This window comes from Butyrivibrio sp. WCD2001 (genome assembly GCF_000424485.1).
In the GTDB taxonomy this organism is placed as follows: domain Bacteria; phylum Bacillota; class Clostridia; order Lachnospirales; family Lachnospiraceae; genus Butyrivibrio.
Window position 1 is genome coordinate 21348 of sequence record NZ_AUJZ01000008.1, and the last position, 17605, is coordinate 38952.

The window sequence follows — 17605 nt, forward strand, 5'->3', positions numbered from 1 at the left end:
TCCCCTTTTAGAAAAAATTTATGTAAAAATATTATAGCATAATAAAATCTTTAATGAAGAAAATCCTTCTCTCTTAAGATGATCATATCTTCACTGTCAAAGCGCTTTCTGAGCATTACATCAAAGTAATGACCAATTGAATGCTTATCAGCATAGTAGATAGCATCATCAACCATTTCTTTAACTTCTGCAACTGTCACCTCATGGTCCAGTGTCTGTCGCTCTGAAATCTTTTGATGAAGGGCAAGTATTCCCAGATTATCGATAACATGCTCTTTTTCAAGTGCGTACTGCTCTGCATAAGCAACCAGAGAATCATCATCAAGTGCTTCTATGTCAACCCGGACATTGAAACATTTTTTGAGGTCCGGATATTTATCAAGCAGCCTGTCAATATCATCTCTTGTGTCTTCAATGACTAAAATATATCCCTTATTCTCACTCTGCAACTGCTTAAGAAGAGTAACTACCGTATCCTCCTTAAGATCAGCTGCTCTTCTGATAATAAGAGCACCATTGACTATCTTATCCAGAATTGAGCTGACAGAACTCTTATTCAGCTTAATCGCCGTAATCATAGCAACTTTTCCTGAGAAGTTTGAATCTGTCTGCTGTACTGCCTTTATCAGACCCTTTGCCAGATTCACGGTACCGGCGCCTTCCTCACCTGTAACTATCGCATTGTTTGTATATGCAGCCATGCTCAGGTTGTCGATTGCGCGTACTATCTGCCTTCTGGATCTCTTGTAATGAATATAAGGGCCAAAGAGTCCTTTCTCCTCAGGAGTCATTACACGTACTCTTTCTTCTATTCCTCTGTCTTCTTTTTCATCATCCTCAGCAGATTCAGGTTCATCTTGAATTTCTTTGGAAATGTTTTCTTTAGTAGTCTCTGCCTTTACGGGTACTTCTTCTTTTGTAGGCTCTTCCTCGGTTGCAGGCATTTCTTCCGACTCTTCAATGACTTCAGAAGCTTCCGGTATTTCTTCTTCAACAGGTTCTTCTTTTTTCTCGTATGTCAGTTCTTTGAGTCCTGCCTCGGCTCTCACGATCTCAGCAGATTCTATCTCTGTGGTTTCTCCAAGATCGATTTCTGCTGCCTCTTTTTCCTCGTCCTCGGACTCTTCCACCGGTTCCTCTGCTGCTTCAGGCTCTGAGACCTCTTCCTCGAGATCCTCTCCTGTAATCTGTACCATCGAAGTTGTATTCTGAAGATCATCTATGGGCGCAATCTCCTCTGAAAACGCCTCTGCAAAGGTATCCTCTTCTGAAGATGAAGCCTCTTTTTCTTTAGCAATTTCAACCTGCTCGGTTTCTTCCTGTGCAGGCTCTGATATTACCTCTTCAATAGGCTCTGTACCCTCATCTGTCACCGGCTCTTCTGTTGGGATTTCTTCAGGAATTTCTTCCTTTACAGTCTTCACAACAGGAGTAATTTCCTCATCCCCGGGTTTCAAAATTCCGGAAATTGCGGGTTCTTCCTTAGGTTTTTCCTCACCAAGTGCCGAGTTCAGAAGGTCCTTATCGAAATCTTTAAACAACTCACCTGTCTCGGACGCTGCAAGCTTCTTGACACTCTGATACTGCTTTTTCTGCTGCTCCTTCTTATATCTCTCCCAGTCACTCATGAACTCATTAATGCTGATCTGACCGGTGATCTGTTTCTCAACCTGCTTGGCATCATCAATAGCCATGCTGATCTGACCGTCATATTCCTGTGACAGCATGTTATCAAAGTGATTATTGATCTGATATCTGATATTCGGTTTTATTACCGCACCCGGAACCTCATCCTGAAGTGGCTCATCCATGAAAACAACACCTTTATACATAGTGTGATCATTCATGGTGGTCTGCGCGATATTTGCGGCAATTTCCTTATCTTTTAATTCCTCTGCTATAGGAGTCTTAGTCTGTACCGGTTCAGGAATCTGTTTCCTTACCTGCTCCATAGATTCCGTATTCCATACCTTTGTATCTGTGCTGGGTACAGGCTCAGTACTAATTTCCTCTTTTTGTTCCCCTACAGGCTCATCATTTTGTTCCACTGCAGATTCCTGCATCTGCGGAGCCTCTGTAACAGGTTCTACTGCAGCTCTCTCCTCCTGCACAGCCTCTGTGCCATATGTCTTGTCCTCATAGAAAAGCTCTGACATTGAAGGCTTCTCAATATCACCTGTAGGTTCAAACATATCTCCGGTATCAAGATTACCGGTTTCTTCCTCTTCTCTTATAACCTGCGGGCCATGCGCATCTGCAAAAAGCGCGGCATCAGGATTCTCCGTAAGTACTTCCTTCAGATTCTCAGCTATTTCCTTCTGAAGATCTACTGTGTTGTAAGTATCAACATTTACTGTCGGAACAGAAAATGGTTCATTTATCGGAGCCTCATAGATAGGCTCTTCTGCTACAGGCTCCTGAACGGGCTGCTCATATATAAGCGCTTGCTGAACAGGTGCCTCCACCGGCTGGCTCTCATAAACCGGCTGGTTGTAAAGCTGCTCTTCCTGTGTGGGCGCAGCTACATAGTTTTGCTGTGCCTGCGCCTGCAATTCCTCCTCAGATATATGCGGAAGCTCTCTCGTAGGTGCTTTTTTCCCATCAACAGCATCCATCCCCGGAACAGCCTCTTTGAACTCCGGTGCATGAATGTTTCCGCTTGTCTCTGCCTTATATTTTGCGTATACTGCCTTCTGTTCAGGAGAAAGAGGTTCATGAAGGGCTTTTAATTCAAGTGCTTTAATAACATAGCGTCCCTCTCTCATGTATAAGAAAAGCTCATCGCATTCCTCTATACATTCTGTTGTGAGGCCTACTCTATGATATAAATAAGCAAGCTCATATGCCCACTTTTCGTTATAATCATGCTTCTTATACTCCTCAAGCACAGCAATACGCTCTTCAAGACTAACTTCCTGAGCCTCGTAGAGCTTGTACTGGAGAATATATCTGGCGGTGTTCCTGGGTGCAAGTCTTACAAACTCCTTGTAATACTCAACTGCCTGAACAAATTCACCCATGGCAATAGCCAGTTCACACAGAGAATAAACTATCTCTCTCCTTGTAGGACTTCTGTCATATGCAAGGAGCAGGATATCTCTACTCTCCTCCAATCTTCTGTTTACCTTGTAAAGGTCACTGATTGCACAAAGCATACCGACACTCTTAACTCTCTTCCAGTCAATTGTGTCGGCAATCTTAACTGCATCTGCAAAACGCTGTGCTCTTATCAGCGATTTAATTTCTTCTGCCCGAATTTTATATTCTGTTTTATCCAAAATATTGTCCTCTAAAACTTTTTCATACTACATCTAGTAGAATTTTAGCATAGAGGTCTTTTGATGTCAAAAAATCACAGCTAAAAATCCGCGTATTTTCGCGGTTTTCCTCGCATTTGATTTTAAAATATGGCAAAATCTTTACTGAATTGATACAATTAATTAACAAAACCATTTGTTTCAGAGTTTTTCACTACTGAAATCCCAATATTTATGAATTCGGAGAATAAAAAAATGCCTACACTTGGATGTGCATCCGGAACAAAAGCAGTTTTAGAAAAATACAACTTAAGTATTCAAAAAAAATTCGGACAGAATTTCCTTATAGATGACTCTGTTCTGACAGGAACCGTAGAGGCTGCAGGTGTCACAAAAGATGATACTGTACTTGAAATCGGACCCGGCATCGGAACAATGACTCAGTATATTGCAGAGAACGCAGGTAAAGTCATAGCCGTAGAAATAGACAAAATGCTTATTCCCATATTGGCGGATACACTTTCTGCTTATGATAATGTCAAAGTTATCAATCAGGATATACTAAAAGTTGATATAGAAAAAATTGTTCGTGAGGAAAACAGCGGAAAGCCCATTAAGGTCGTTGCTAATCTTCCTTACTACATCACAACTCCAATTTTAATGAGACTTCTTGAGAGTGAGCTACCAATAGACAGCATTACCGTCATGGTGCAGAAAGAAGTTGCGGACAGAATGGCTGAAAAGCCAGGGTCCAAAGATTACGGAGCTTTATCCCTTGCCGTGCAATATTACACTGAGCCTTCCATGGTTCAGGTAGTTCCACCCAGCTGTTTTATCCCTCAGCCCGGCGTTGATTCCGCAGTAATTCATTTAAAATGTCACAAAAATCCTCCCGTAGAGGTCACAGACTCAAAGTTTATGTTTTCAATAATCCGAGCCGCATTTGCCCAGAGAAGAAAAACCCTCTCCAACGGTGTTGCGAACGGGAATCTTGGACTCACAAGGGAGCAGGTAGTAGCTGCTCTCGAAAAAATGGGATTAAATCCTTCGGTTCGGGGCGAAAAACTGTCTCTTTCCGAGTTTGCCGAGCTTTCGAACCTTTTGATTGGAGATAGAAATGATTTTTGAAACGCATGCACATTATGATGACGAAGCTTTCGACAGTGACAGAGATTCTCTTCTCTCATCCATGACTGAGAACGGAATCGGAACAATTGTAAATGCAACCGCATCAAAAAGAACTGTCGAGAAGTCCATTGAACTTACTAAGAAATATCCTTTTATCTACACCACAATCGGTGTTCACCCCAGTGACTGCGATGAAATGGATGAAGAAGAGCTCTCCTGGCTTGAAAGCCTGTGCTCCTATGAAAAAGCTGTCGCTGTAGGAGAAATCGGTCTTGATTATCACTATGATGAACCTTCAAGAGATATCCAGAAAAAATGGTTTGAAGCGCAGCTTGATATGGCCAAAAGGGTTAAACTCCCGGTAATAATTCACTCACGTGATGCGGCAAAAGACACCCTCGATATTATGAAAAGCATGAAAGTCGAGGAAATCGGCGGTGATATACATTGCTTCTCATATCCCGTTGAAATTGCAAAGGAATATCTGGGTATGGGATTTTATATAGGTGTCGGTGGTGTCATCACCTTTAAGAATGGAAAGAAGCTGCGTGAAGTTGTTGAATACGCCCCCATAGAGCAGATTGTCATAGAAACCGATTCGCCCTATCTTGCACCCGAACCCTATAGAGGAAAGCGCAATTCTTCCTTAAACCTTCCATTTGTTGCCGATAAGATTGCCGAAATTAAAGACTTGCCTTTGGATAAGGTTATTGAAATTACTGAATTAAATGCAAAGAAACTATATAACTTATAATTTAAAAAAGCTGCCAAAGTGACAGCTTTTTTTCTTTATTTCTTAATTATCATTTTCTCCGAATTCACTGAGTACTACACTGCCACTTTCTCTGGTAGCAGGAACATTAATGACTCTTTGATTTGAAGATCCTCTGAACCTCAGAGAAATATTTTTCAGCTCAAGTTTAAACTCACCATCCACAAGCACATCTATTATCGACAAAATCGGCTCCGTGTCTTCGCTGTGACAGCGCTTATTTTCCTCATCGGTTAACTCTTCCCATAAATAACCGGAATATACCCATATCGATTTATTGGGAAACTCCCTCCTAACCCTTTCAATAAATGGTCTAAGCACTTTCTGATTTTGAATTTCCATTGGCTCACCGCCAAGAATTGTAAGACCGTTAACATAAGCCGGTTTTAGTGATTCGATTATCTCATCCTCCACTTCTTTCGTGAAAGACTTACCGAAATTAAAATCCCAGGTTTCTTCATTAAAACAGCCCTTGCAATGATGAGTGCATCCCGAAACAAAAAGTGAGGTGCGCACACCTGTTCCGTTTGCAATATCTGTTGTTTTTATCTCTCCGTAATTCATAAATACTTTGTCCTTTAATAATTCTCAAAAAGGGGCTACCTATTGATAGCCCCTTTTAAACCCTTTTACATATATTCATCAAAGATGTAATACACGCTCTTTGATTTCCTGTGTTCTTCCCTGATTCCAGTACTGAGTTCCGATATAGCCGCATGTACGTCTTGCAACGTTCATCTTGGACTGATCGGTATTGCCACAGTTGGGGCATTTCCAGATCAGCTTGCCATCGGTATCGTTCTCAATCTGAATCTCTCCGTTATATCCACAGCACTGGCAGTAATCACTCTTTGTGTTGAGCTCTGCATACATGATGTTCTCATAAATATACTGCATCACTGCGAGGACAGCCTCGAGATTGTTGTTCATATTGGGAACCTCAACATAACTGATAGCTCCTCCGGGTGAAAGTGCCTGGAATTCTGACTCAAACTTCAGTTTTGTGAAGGCATCTATCTTCTCGGTTACATGAACGTGATAGCTGTTTGTGATATAGTTCTTGTCTGTAACACCATCAATAATTCCAAAGCGTTTCTGAAGTGCTCTTGCAAACTTATAGGTTGTGGACTCAAGGGGTGTTCCGTATAAACTGAACGAAATATTTGTTTCCTTTCTCCACTTTGCGCACTTATCATTCATAAACTGCATTACTCTGAGTGCGAAGTCTTTTCCTGCAGCATCGGTGTGAGTTACGCCCTTCATGAACTTTGTGCATTCGCAAAGTCCTGCATATCCAAGAGAAATTGTTGAATAATTGCCATATAAGAGCTTATCGATTGTCTCACCCTTCTTAAGTCTTGCAAGTGCTCCAAACTGCCAAAGGATCGGAGCTACATCGGAAGGTGTTCCAAGAAGACGGTTGTGTCTGCACATAAGAGCCTTCTTACAGAGCTCTGTACGCTCCTCCATTATCTCCCAGAACTTCTCCTCGTCTCCGCCTGATGAGCAGGCTGCATCAACAAGGTTTATGGTTACTACGCCCTGATTAAAGCGTCCGTAATACTTATGATCACCCTCGGTATAGTTCTGCGCATTGGCAATATTACCCTTGTTACACAGACCTTCGGCAAGGTCTTCACTGTCAACTGTGAGGAAGCTTCTGCATCCCATGCAGGGATAAACGTCACCGTTCTTATATTCCTTCATCTTCTTAGCGGAGATATAATCCGGAACCATTCTCTTTGCTGTACACTTGGCAGCAAGCTGTGTGAGATACCAATATGGTGTGCCCTCGTGAATATTGTCCTCATCAAGAACATAGATAAGCTTCGGGAATGCAGGAGTTATATAAACGCCTTTCTCATTCTTTACACCGACTATACGCTGTTTCAGCATCTCTTCGATAACAAGAGCAAGATCGTTTCTGAGCTGACCTTCAGGTACCTCATCAAGATACATGAATACTGTAATGAAAGGTGCCTGTCCGTTGGTGGTCATTAATGTGATTACCTGATACTGAATAACCTGAACACCGCGCTCTATCTCCTTGCGCACACGCATCTCGGCGATATCGTTTATCTGTTCATCAGTTGCATCCATACCAGCATCGATAAACTCCTGGCGAACTTCTCTTCTGAATTTCTGTCTACTTACATCAACAAACGGTACAAGGTGGGACAATGTAATACTCTGTCCGCCGTACTGAGAGCTTGCAATCTGTGCTATCGCCTGAGTTGCAATATTACATGCTGTGGAGAAGCTCTTGGGACGTTCGATCATTGTCTCGGAAATAACCGTTCCGTTCTGAAGCATATCCTCAAGGTTTACAAGGCAGCAGTTGTGCATGTGCTGAGCAAAATAGTCGGAATCATGGAAATGAATGATTCCGTCCTTGTGTGCCTTAACTACGTCATCCGGAAGAAGGAATCTGCGTGTAATGTCACGGCTGACCTCTCCTGCCATATAATCTCTCTGAACACTGTTAACTGTGGGGTTCTTGTTGGAATTCTCCTGCTTAACCTCTTCGTTATTACACTCGATAAGAGACATAATCTGCTCATCCGTTGTGTTTGACTTACGGACAAGGGCATGGCGATAACGATAAGTGATATATTTGCGGGCAACCTCAAACTTCCCGGACTCCATGAGACCATCCTCAACCATATCCTGGATTTCTTCTACGCTTGCAGCCCTGGTAAGCCTGTTACACTTATCCTCTACCTGCGCCTCTATGCTCTTAATCTGATCTTCAGACAAGCTCTGATCGGGAGTTACTTCCTTATTTGCTTTCTCAATAGCAGCCAAAATCTTGGCACCATCAAAAGTAACCTCTTTACCGCTTCTCTTAATAATCTTCACTGGCGAACCCCCTATTTAAGTACATTTATATGGAAATACCTATATTTTTAGATAAATAGTAGCCACCCGAAACTATATCTTGTGGCTACAATTAAACTATAATACATTATATAGTATAAATCAAGTAACAATTTTCCGTTATCAAAACTTCCTTACAAATTCAAGCCTGTTCAGCATTCTAAGGTATTTTGACAATCTATCGTTATCCGTAATTTCGTCTCCCGACTCATAGTATGTGGTGTTGAAGCCAACCACAATATCTTGTGGTTCATTAAAAATGATCTCTTTATCTTCATCATTTTTAACTTCTAGCCCCATAACATCACCCAAATGATTAATTGTCCCGTGGTTTCCGTCTATCAGATGAATGCTGTCCCCCAGCAGTTCTCTGTAAAGAGGTTTAAAATAATTAAAATGTGTGCATCCAAGAACCAGCGCACTGTACTTTTCATAGGAAGCATTAACTGACAAAAAGCGGTTACTGATATAATCCCTTACCTCTTCCGTGTCGAATTCTTCTCTCTCCGCATATTTCACAAGCCCCGGCATCTCAAGTAAATCAGCCTTGTGCTGCAAATCCACTCTTGAAAGAAGTCTCTCAAGCTTTTTCTCTCTTATGGTAACGGGAGTAGCCATCACAAGAATTCTTTTACTGTTGTCACGACACTCCTCAACAGCCGGCTTCACTGCAGGCTCCATTCCAAGAATTGGAAGCTTGTACTTTTCCCTTACCATGGATGCACCCACACTGGTAGCTGTGTTGCAGGCAATCACTATGGCATCGACATCTTTGCTGATGAGAAATCTTACAATCTCATCAACATAGCCTTTTATCTCTTCCTCAGACTTTGTTCCATATGGTACATGCCTTGTGTCGGCATAAAATATGTATTCCTGATCCGGAAATCTGTGATAAGCCTCATTCAATACAGAAAGGCCTCCGACACCGGAATCAAAAATTCCTATTCGCATATCATTCCTCGTTGTTGTATCATTATTAATTATGAATGAATCCTACACATTTGAACTTCAAAAATTATATGATGATCCGCATGTAAGCCCTTTTATCCAGGAGGTTTGCGAGTATTACGCATCAAAAGCCGATTACGGCGATGGCTCCGACAGAGAAGAGATTGAACCTTCAGAAATAGTGGAACCCGTATATACTCTGTTTCTTCTTCAGCGAAGGGAAACCTTGCTGGATGAGCTCTCTTATATTCATAAAAAATATCCTCATCTGTTCGCCAGTGTTGAGGGGCTTTATGAGGATATCCTTATTCACATGGACATAAGACCTCTTGAATCCGAAACAGCTGCCCGCCTGTCACTTGCTCTTAATGAAAAAGTCTCGGCCGGGGCTATCACAGAGAAAATCGAAAATCTTTGTGACAGTTATGAGGATATAGGTGAAGCACTGGATCCGTTCTACGGTTGGCTTCACGCCTTCTATTCCTGAACTGTCGCGTATTTCATGACACAAAAAAGGAGCTGATTATCATAGCTTACCTGCGCCCATTCTCCGTCATCACTAACAGCGACTCTGTCGAGTGTAGTTCCTTCCGGCACCTGAACAACGATAAAATCATCGCTGGCTGTGCTGGGAGTGTTGCGCAGATTAAGGTCTGCCGTCGTAACTATCTTATCACCTGTCTTTGTGTATCCCGCGAGTTCACCTACCTGAACCTCAGTCTGCTCTTCATCAGGATCGGGTCTTAAATATTTATCATAAACCTTAGCCTTAAATATCATTCCAATAAGAGCAAGTATAATCAGTCCTGTAACTATCGAAGAGATTCTTACAATAATAAGCGGATCAACTCCGCCCTCATTATCGTCCTCTTCACGATAATCTTTACGTACCTTTTCCCGGTGCACCTTCTCTTTTCGCACTTTTTCTTTATATATTTTCTCTTTTGGCACCTTTTCTTTTTTGACTTTTTCTTTTTTTACTCTCTCTTCTCGTACCTGCTCTTCCCGTTCCAGCTCTCTTGCCCTTTTTCTGATATATCCGGGCTTTTCTTTTGGACTCTCGGGTTCAACACTTACAGGTTCAAGGTCCTCATCATCAAGATAAAATTCAGGTGAGTCCTCAGCAAGACTCTCCCTTTCTCTATCCATTTCCGCCTGTCTTGATCTGTAGTACTCCTCCCTCTCATCAGCTGAAAGGAAATCCAGCGGATCCTGGATCTCTATATTTATCTCCTCTGTAAAGTATTCATCGTTTCTGTTTTTTCTTCTGTAATCGTTAAAATTTCTGATATTGTCCGCCATGACTTCTCCTTGGGAAATCCCTTGGTCAACATCTCCCCCTATAAATGAAAATATAAATCGGGTAGGCATCGCCTACCCGAAACTATAATAGCACATATTTGTTATAAGCAAAAATTTGATTATGATACAACCTTATCAATCATACTCTGAAGCTTAGCTTTACTCTGAGCTCCAACCGCCTGATCCACAAGTTCTCCGTCCTTAATAAATGCAAACATCGGGATAGACATAACGCCATATTTCTGAGCAATCTCAGGCTGCTCATCCACGTTTATCTTTCCAACCTTGAGCTCTCCGTCATATTCTTTAGCAAACTCATCGATCATGGGTGCCATCATCTTGCACGGGCCACACCAGTCAGCCATAAAGTCGATAAGAACCGGAAGCTTACTGTTGAGAACTTCTTCCTCAAAGTTGTCTGTTGTAAATGTGTACTCAGCCATCGTCCACCTCTTTCCGCGATATTGTGGTATCGCTTTGCATAAATTAATGTAACAACCCTAGCGCTTAATAATATATTTGAAGATCGGATTCCCTTTAGCGGAAAACTTCTCCTCATATTCTGTCATTATATTGCCGTCGTTCATTACGGCATCATTATGAAGATCATAGGTCACAGCTTCGGCATGCCAGCCAGCCGTGTTCAGTTCCATCAAAGAAAAATCAAAAAGGTCTCTGTTGTCTGTTTTGAATTCCAATTGTCCGTCTTTTTTAAGAATGCGGTCATAACGCCGCAGGAAAGTGCTGGAGGTCAATCGTCTCTGAGCATGTCTCTCCTTGGGCCAGGGATCCGAGAAATTGAGATAAATTCTGTCTACCTCACCTTCCTCAAATACCTCATTAATGATCTCAGCTTCCATTCTTATGAATCTAACATTGGTAAGCTCAAGTTCAGTCTGCTTTTGTACTGCTCTTAGAAGTACACTGGAATATTTTTCTATTCCTACATAATTTATATCAGGATTGGCTGCTGCCATATCCATTATGAAGCGTCCCTTTCCCGTTCCGACTTCTATCCTTACGGGATTATCGTTTCCGAACACTTCTTTCCATTTTCCCTTATGCTCCTCCGGATTATCTATTGTGAAGGGGCTCTCTGCAATCCTTTCTCTGGATCCTGCTACATTTCTAAGCCGCATAAATTAAATTCTACCTTTCAATATAATAATTATAATACCAAATGCTACATATTGAAAAGTTTTTGCAGCTTCATCTTTGGTTTTATCCACTTTTAGTGTATCATAGATTAGCAGACTGTCGCTACAAGGAGTTTTATGAATTACAAAGGTTTTATAAATAAACTTAATATAATCATTTCCATGGTTCTTATATCTGTTCTGCTTACTCAGACCGGGTCTTTTTGCCATGCGGAGACAGACCTTGAGGCTGCGCAGAATGCACGAAAAGAGTTGCCCATACAAAGTAATGACACTCCGGGATGGCCTGCTGGTCCGCAAATAGGTGCAGAGGCTGCAATTCTGATGGATGCCAACACCGGGACAATTCTTTATGCAAAGAACATTCATGAAGAGCTCTACCCTGCAAGCACCACAAAGATAATGACTTGTCTTCTTGCGGTTGAAAATGCAGGACTTAACGACAGAGTTGATTTTTCCTATGAAGCTATACACTCCGTCCCCGCCGACGGTTCAAAAATCGGCATGGATGCAGGTGAATATCTGTCACTTGAAGAATGCCTTTACGGAATCATGGTTGGTAGTGCAAACGAAGTTGCAAATGCCGTTGCGGAGCATGTAAGCGGATCCATTGACGGCTTCATCGATCTTATGAATGAAAAAGCCGCTTCATTGGGATGCACAAATACTCACTTCTCAAATACTAACGGTCTTCAGGCTTCCGATCACTATACAAGCGCATATGATCTTGCTTTAATCTCCTCTGAGTTTTTCTCAAATGAGCTCCTCTGCAGAGTCGGTAATACGCCAAGATATCACTTTGAGCCAAGCGCCGGACAACCCGATGATTTTTATCTTAATAATAAACATAAACTGATATCCGGTGAAATGTCTTATCCTGGCATCATCGGCGGCAAAACCGGTTATACCGATCTGGCAAGAGAAACTCTTGTCACCTGTGCAGAGCGCGGTGGCATGAAGCTTGTCTGTGTCGTTTTTATGGAGGAATCTCCCTCACAGTTTACGGATACGGTAACTTTATTTGACTATGGTTTCAACAATTTTATAACAGTAAATATTAAAAGTGAAGAAAGCGGATATATCCCGAGGGATAACGCCTTTTTCTCATCCGGAAACGATATTTTCAAAGCCCCCACTTCTGTTCTTGAGTTTGGAAAATCGGATTATGTGATCCTTCCTGTTAATTCCTCACTCTCGGATGCCACATCAACAGTATCCTATGATAATGAAGATGGTTCATCAAATGTGATAGCCACCATTAATTACTCATTTAACGATGTACCTATAGGTTCCGGACATATTCTCGTCTCTCAGGCATCATCCTCTCAGGCAGCTTCTGAAGACAGAGACATTAAAACCATATATTTAAACATGAAACAGATCATTACATATTTTGCCTTTGCCGGCTTTTCACTAATTCTTCTTATCTATATATCTTCGCTAATCAGCACTTATAGCTTTGGTGGAAGCAGAGAAGATCGTAAAAGACTTAACAGAAGAAAACGTGAAGCAAGGAAAAGAAGCGGTCCGAAATTATGAGTTTTTCTTATGGTCCGAAAGCCTGTTGAAGCTTTTCTTTTCGGATTTTGCCTTCATTTCCAGCATTTCTTTATCTGTAATAAATTTAAGAGTCTTAACCGCATAATACTTCTGGCTTTCCGCCTTTTTAACACGGACTTTAGCTCTCATATATCCATGCTCTTTGCAAAGCGATACGCTGTAAAAGTGTTTTCCGTTATTGGAAAACCATTTCACCTTCCGCTTTATGGGCTTATTACAGATATAACACTTTGTCCCCATTACTTCGGGATCTGATAACAGTTCTTCCCTCGTCCTGAATTCTCTTGAAATATATTTTGCATAATGCTCAAAGATTATATGAACTTCCTGGTCTTTGGTCTTGGGAGTCACATAATTATCAAATGAGTAGTTATAAAAGACCTTGCGACTCAGCTCACAGAATATTCTGGCTGTATAATCCGCATCCGACAAAGCTCTGTGGAAGGCCCCGTCCTTTTCCATTCCGAGGCTGTCTGTAGCATGCTCCAACGACCTTCGCATTTTTCCGTCTTCATACTGGATGCTGAAAAGCTTCTGAACATCATAGAACGGAAGCGGTCTGTCTGAAAGTAGCGGGAGATCGTAAAAATCCATATTGCGCTGAAGCTCAGTAAGATCAAGAGGTCCCCAGGTACAAAATGTCGGTTCCTCACCGCACCACTCCAGGAATTCGGTAATAACAGTAACGAAATCATCACCCTTCTGAAGATCCTCCATTGATATATGGATAAGATCTTCTGTTATCTTATGCATCTTTTTATATACCTGCGGTCTTATGAGTCTGCTGAATTCACCTGTCCTGTTCATATTTTCATCGATACGAACCGCACCGATCTCAATAATCTCAAAGGGCAGGGATTTGCCGTTTCGCTCTTTTACTGTTTTCCCCTGATTCCACTCAAGGTCGAAGACAATGTAATTACCCATTCTTTACCTAAATCCTCATCAGCATTAATACTCTTTGGCAGGTGTCCAGTGTTCCTGACCATACATATCAGTGAATTTGAAGGTTACGAGAACTTTTCCATCTCCCACGGAAGTGTTTGCAATGTGCAAATCCTTCATATCACCTTCAATAGTCAGGGTCTCTCCAAGATGATATTTATCCTGGAATACCTGATCATAATCATAAAAGTCACAAAGGAAATCTATTGTATCGCCTTTTACAAGTTCAGTGAGGTTCTTTGCTACAGTCTCAGTCTCTCCTTCGACATAGTCATAATTTACACCTGCAATATAGCCATCCTCGTTTTCAGAATCAAATACAAGAATAAGATTTGCCCTTACTCCGTTTACCTCACAGGGAACCCTTCCTGTTATAGCGTAGTTGTCTGAATCCCCCTGGGTATCCAGACGATAGTATGCAACCGGATGACCATCTATGGAAATCCAGGTTCTGTCTGAAGGAGCTACGGGATTTCCGTCTGCATCAATGTCGTAGGAATTATCAAGTCCGAGATCAATATATCCTGTGCCATCGTCATAGAACATATTTACATCAAGGTCTGAAACAAGCTCCCACTGCTCCGCGGACATCTGGATTACCGATTCCCCATCTGCATTTTCAGTCCACATGAGATTGTCTAAGTCAAAGCGATTCTCTGCAACATACTCAGCCATAGTCTCAACGTCAAGTCCTCTTCCAAAGAATGAGGAGTTGGATGCATCAAGCCCCGATACACCTGAAACACCATCTGACATCATGGCTCCGAATAATTGGATAAGCACATCTGCGCTGGAAACACTCTGTCCCTGACCGCTCACATCACCGAAAAGACTTCCTGCAGGAGAAGTTGTTCCGCCTGCTGCAACCTGACCGGCAACCTCCATGGATGCTGCCTTCTGAATACAATCAGCATAGCTGCTGTCCATTCCGATGGCTTCGTAGGTGTTGACCATGTTGTCCACCTTCGAAGTCTTTTTATAAGGAAAATAAATCGACAGTCCATAAGCATTTGTCATGCTCTGACTGGTTCTGTTGTACTTTACGCACCCTTTAAGTGCCTCGGCAAGCTCTTTTGACTCTTCCGTACCCATGTTTGTTGCAAGATGAATGAGATCCACCTGATCTATTCTTGAGGAAGCAGCAAATTCTCTGGCCTCGGATCTCGCATTTGAAACAAGCTTATATTCCTTATTGGATATTTTTTCCGACGTTTCTGTCGCAAAATCCTTTAACTCTCCGGGCACAGTATTCTGAAGCTCGGCGAGGTCAATCAGCGAAAGTGTCGTCTTCTGGCCTCTGCAGGTTTTTGCACATTCATCAGTGTAAGAATCAATTATAAGTTTAGCCAGCTCAGGAGTTTCCATTGAAGGATTTTTGGAGTATTCATTTAACCAGGGTGTGTAAAACCAGCCAACACCGGGTTCTGTCTCCTCTGAGGCAATCATGTAATCCGCATAATTGGATGCAACAAGAGCCGTCTCAACTGTTGCCATAAGGCAGGCATCAAATCCGATAAAGTCATAGGTTATTCCGCTGTCCTTAAGGGCCTTGTTAATCTGAGACAAATCCATTGAGCCGTTTCGTGCGAATTTTTCATCATAACCGTAACCGCTGACCGAGCCGCCGCCGTGATCCCAGAAAATAAGATCATATCTGTCAGCTTTAAAGTTTTCGCTCGCCCATTTTACAAAATAAGTCAGATTAGCAGGATCTGTCATAGGCTTCTCGCCAAGGCCATCCTGCAAAAGAGCAAGTCCTCCCTTTTTAACCTGATATATCTGATTGGTTCTGCTGGAAATAAGGTTGTTCTGCCAGTTCTTACAACCACCCGTATAAACAATAATATTAATGTTATCGGAAAGATCCGCGCCCATCATTTCCTGAAGATCCTTCGTCGCCATAGCGCTTCTGGACTCAAGATCTGTTCCGCACATATACACCATAATTGTGGTGGTGTCTGTTCCGTCGCCCTTTAAAACGGTTCTCTTATCTCTGGAACCATCAGCGACATCTTTGTTCAGATTACCTGTATTGGGAGTTTCACTCCACTGGCTGCTTGCCTGACCGTAATATCCCGTGCCTCCGCCAAGAAGTGTTCCCAAAAGAGAACCCATCTGTGAGCTACCGGCACTGTTACTGCCACTCTGTGCAGATGTAGTGTCATTTTGCTGCGTTGTATTCTGTGTTCCCGAAGTAGTAGTTGTTGTCTGCGGGGTAGAATTAGTCTGTGACTGCGTATTCGTATAAGCAGTCTCGTTTCCTCCGGAAAATCCTCCCATGAGACTTCCGATACCGCCACCGCCTCCAAGAAGTAATATCGCCAGTATAATTATTATGGAAAGAGGACTTCTGCCACCTCCGCTTCTCTGAGGTCCGCCTCCTCCTGTTGTTCCGGATCCGCCACCTTTTCCCGAATAACCGTCAGATGATCCTACGGGTCCTCCTCCGAGTCCGTCACCTCTCTTATAGACTCCGGTTCCCCCTTCTTCAATGTTTTTCTTTCTCCTGATCGGTTGATCCGCCATAACTTTTTCCACCTTTCCTCTTGCTTACTCTATTACATAGATTTTTTTGCCAAAACTGTCGGCAATATATAATCTTCCCCCTTGCATGCACATTCCCACCGGAGATACCAGTTCTGCATCAGGTATTTTTTCATCCTTTACTTCCACTGTTGTCACCTGACCATCACTGATTCTTCTTACTGCGCCGTTTACCGTATCAGCAACGAAAACAGTACCGTCATTTGCAACCGCAACAGCCTTGGGTGAAGAAAAAGTCGCTGCAGATGCATCCCCGTCCGTAAATCCCTCGGTTCCACTTCCGGCTACAACCTCTATATCCCCGGAGGATTTTTTTGAAGAAGCATCCGATACGTTAACTCTTAAAATTCTGTTATTCCCGGTCTCAGCAATATAGAGAAATCCGGAATTATATCCAAGTCCCATGGGACAGTTAAGATCATCAAGAAGAGTTATGATGTCTCCTCCTGATGTTATCATCTTGATACTATTGGCATGTGTATCTGAAACAAAGAGGTTTCCGTTCTCATCTGATGCCATGCCTGTCGGGAACTCAAAACTCTCCGAATCACCGGATGAATTCAGCACAGTTTCGACTTTATCTGCGCTTACTATACGAATAACTCCGTTGTCTGTATCCGATACAGCTATTCCGGCTCCATAAGCACTCACATCCCAGGGCAGTTTAAAAAGAGCCTGCGCAGGATCTGCATCATTATAGCCTCCCTGCGGTTTGTCATACGCATCTTTCTCACTGTCGGCACCGGCAAATATTTCTGCTCCGCTCTCAGTAACCTTCCATACACACTTTGAGTAGGAGTCCGTTACATAGAGGGCGTCTTCAAACACGCACATTCCGCCGGGTTCAACGGTATCCGGAAGAGCATCAAGATTAAAATCTATGCTATTTTCATTTTGAATCCCAACTACTTTTTCCGAGGAATCAGATGAAGTTTCTTCAATATAAGCTTCCTCTGTCTCCTCAGCACTCTCTTCCTGTGCGGCTTTTTCCTGTTTTTCCTTAAAAAGGCCGCAGGCCACCATGGACACGGTAAATGTTGTTACCAAAAGTACAAGAAAAACGATTACCCACTTAAATCCTTTTTTCTTTTTTTTGTTCATAAGACTCCCCC

The 17605-nt window shown here is 42.4% G+C and carries 14 protein-coding genes; 4 read left to right on the top strand and 10 right to left on the bottom strand.

The annotated features are described in order from the left end of the window. Positions 1-50 precede the first annotated feature (50 nt). Positions 51-3278, bottom strand: a complete 3228-nt coding sequence (locus G630_RS0108940) for a hypothetical protein (protein ID WP_026498383.1) — start codon at positions 3276-3278, stop codon at positions 51-53. 234 nt (positions 3279-3512) lie between these two features. Here G630_RS0108940 and rsmA point away from each other — a divergent pair, with 234 nt between their 5' ends. Beyond that, the gene (rsmA, locus tag G630_RS0108945) at positions 3513-4385 is read left to right on the top strand and encodes a 16S rRNA (adenine(1518)-N(6)/adenine(1519)-N(6))-dimethyltransferase RsmA (RefSeq protein ID WP_026498384.1); all 873 of its coding nucleotides are present in this window, start codon (positions 3513-3515) and stop codon (positions 4383-4385) included. Beyond that, positions 4375-5139 carry a TatD family hydrolase gene (locus G630_RS0108950; protein WP_026498385.1) on the top strand — a complete coding sequence of 255 codons (765 nt, stop codon included), beginning with the start codon at positions 4375-4377 and terminating at the stop codon, positions 5137-5139. Before rsmA ends, G630_RS0108950 begins: the two co-directional genes overlap by 11 nt. A 42-nt stretch (positions 5140-5181) precedes the next feature. On the opposite strand, the gene nrdG is transcribed toward G630_RS0108950, so the two are convergent. The 3 genes from nrdG to murI form a co-directional block, all read right to left on the bottom strand. Beyond that, positions 5182-5721: an anaerobic ribonucleoside-triphosphate reductase activating protein gene (nrdG, locus tag G630_RS0108955; RefSeq protein WP_026498386.1), complete on the bottom strand. Its 540-nt coding sequence runs from the start codon at positions 5719-5721 to the stop codon at positions 5182-5184. 78 nt (positions 5722-5799) lie between these two features. After that, positions 5800-8016 carry an anaerobic ribonucleoside-triphosphate reductase gene (nrdD, locus tag G630_RS0108960; protein WP_026498387.1) on the bottom strand — a complete coding sequence of 739 codons (2217 nt, stop codon included), beginning with the start codon at positions 8014-8016 and terminating at the stop codon, positions 5800-5802. Between the two features lie 141 nt (positions 8017-8157). After that, positions 8158-8988, bottom strand: a complete 831-nt coding sequence (gene murI, locus G630_RS0108965; protein ID WP_026498388.1) for a glutamate racemase — start codon at positions 8986-8988, stop codon at positions 8158-8160. 31 nt (positions 8989-9019) lie between these two features. Between murI and G630_RS0108970 the strand changes: the two genes are divergently transcribed. Next, entirely contained in the window at positions 9020-9472 is a 453-nt protein-coding gene (locus G630_RS0108970) for a hypothetical protein (RefSeq protein ID WP_022763002.1), read from the top strand. Here the strand turns inward: G630_RS0108970 and G630_RS0108975 are convergent. From G630_RS0108975 to trmB, 3 genes are all read right to left on the bottom strand, one after another. Next, a complete protein-coding gene (locus tag G630_RS0108975; protein WP_022763001.1) occupies positions 9463-10287 on the bottom strand; it encodes an SH3 domain-containing protein in 825 nt (274 codons plus the stop codon). The two genes, G630_RS0108970 and G630_RS0108975, sit on opposite strands and share 10 nt — an antisense overlap. A 119-nt stretch (positions 10288-10406) precedes the next feature. Further along, positions 10407-10730, bottom strand: coding sequence for a thioredoxin (gene trxA / locus G630_RS0108980; protein ID WP_022763000.1), 324 nt, complete (start codon positions 10728-10730; stop codon positions 10407-10409). A 57-nt stretch (positions 10731-10787) separates the two neighbouring features. After that, entirely contained in the window at positions 10788-11426 is a 639-nt protein-coding gene (gene trmB / locus G630_RS0108985; RefSeq protein WP_022762999.1) for a tRNA (guanosine(46)-N7)-methyltransferase TrmB, read from the bottom strand. Positions 11427-11561: 135 nt separating this feature from the next. Here trmB and G630_RS21295 point away from each other — a divergent pair, with 135 nt between their 5' ends. After that, entirely contained in the window at positions 11562-12983 is a 1422-nt protein-coding gene (locus tag G630_RS21295) for a D-alanyl-D-alanine carboxypeptidase family protein (protein ID WP_049946154.1), read from the top strand. Here the strand turns inward: G630_RS21295 and G630_RS0108995 are convergent. Genes G630_RS0108995 through G630_RS0109005 form a run of 3 tightly spaced genes read right to left on the bottom strand, consistent with a single transcriptional unit; the run spans position 12978 to position 17594 of the window. Then, complete coding sequence (locus tag G630_RS0108995) at positions 12978-13931, bottom strand: 3'-5' exonuclease (RefSeq protein ID WP_026498389.1); 954 nt, start codon at positions 13929-13931, stop codon at positions 12978-12980. The genes G630_RS21295 and G630_RS0108995 overlap by 6 nt on opposite strands. 24 nt (positions 13932-13955) lie before the next feature. Next, on the bottom strand, positions 13956-16475 hold the full coding sequence (locus tag G630_RS0109000; protein ID WP_026498390.1) for a clostripain-related cysteine peptidase: 2520 nt from the start codon (positions 16473-16475) through the stop codon (positions 13956-13958). Between the two features lie 24 nt (positions 16476-16499). Further along, positions 16500-17594, bottom strand: a complete 1095-nt coding sequence (locus G630_RS0109005; RefSeq protein ID WP_026498391.1) for an NHL domain-containing protein — start codon at positions 17592-17594, stop codon at positions 16500-16502. Positions 17595-17605: the final 11 nt, after the last annotated feature.

Excerpts from the sequence above, each read along its gene's own strand:
- rsmA (WP_026498384.1), top strand. The coding sequence starts at position 3,513 with ATGCCTACACTTGGATGTGCATCCGGAACAAAAGCAGTTTTAGAAAAA.
- G630_RS0108950 (WP_026498385.1), top strand. The coding sequence starts at position 4,375 with ATGATTTTTGAAACGCATGCACATTATGATGACGAAGCTTTCGACAGT.
- nrdG (WP_026498386.1), bottom strand. The coding sequence starts at position 5,721 with ATGAATTACGGAGAGATAAAAACAACAGATATTGCAAACGGAACAGGT.
- murI (WP_026498388.1), bottom strand. The coding sequence starts at position 8,988 with ATGCGAATAGGAATTTTTGATTCCGGTGTCGGAGGCCTTTCTGTATTG.
- G630_RS0108970 (WP_022763002.1), top strand. The coding sequence starts at position 9,020 with ATGAATGAATCCTACACATTTGAACTTCAAAAATTATATGATGATCCG.
- G630_RS0108975 (WP_022763001.1), bottom strand. The coding sequence starts at position 10,287 with ATGGCGGACAATATCAGAAATTTTAACGATTACAGAAGAAAAAACAGA.
- trxA (WP_022763000.1), bottom strand. The coding sequence starts at position 10,730 with ATGGCTGAGTACACATTTACAACAGACAACTTTGAGGAAGAAGTTCTC.
- trmB (WP_022762999.1), bottom strand. The coding sequence starts at position 11,426 with ATGCGGCTTAGAAATGTAGCAGGATCCAGAGAAAGGATTGCAGAGAGC.
- G630_RS21295 (WP_049946154.1), top strand. The coding sequence starts at position 11,562 with ATGAATTACAAAGGTTTTATAAATAAACTTAATATAATCATTTCCATG.
- G630_RS0108995 (WP_026498389.1), bottom strand. The coding sequence starts at position 13,931 with ATGGGTAATTACATTGTCTTCGACCTTGAGTGGAATCAGGGGAAAACA.
- G630_RS0109000 (WP_026498390.1), bottom strand. The coding sequence starts at position 16,475 with ATGGCGGATCAACCGATCAGGAGAAAGAAAAACATTGAAGAAGGGGGA.
- G630_RS0109005 (WP_026498391.1), bottom strand. The coding sequence starts at position 17,594 with ATGAACAAAAAAAAGAAAAAAGGATTTAAGTGGGTAATCGTTTTTCTT.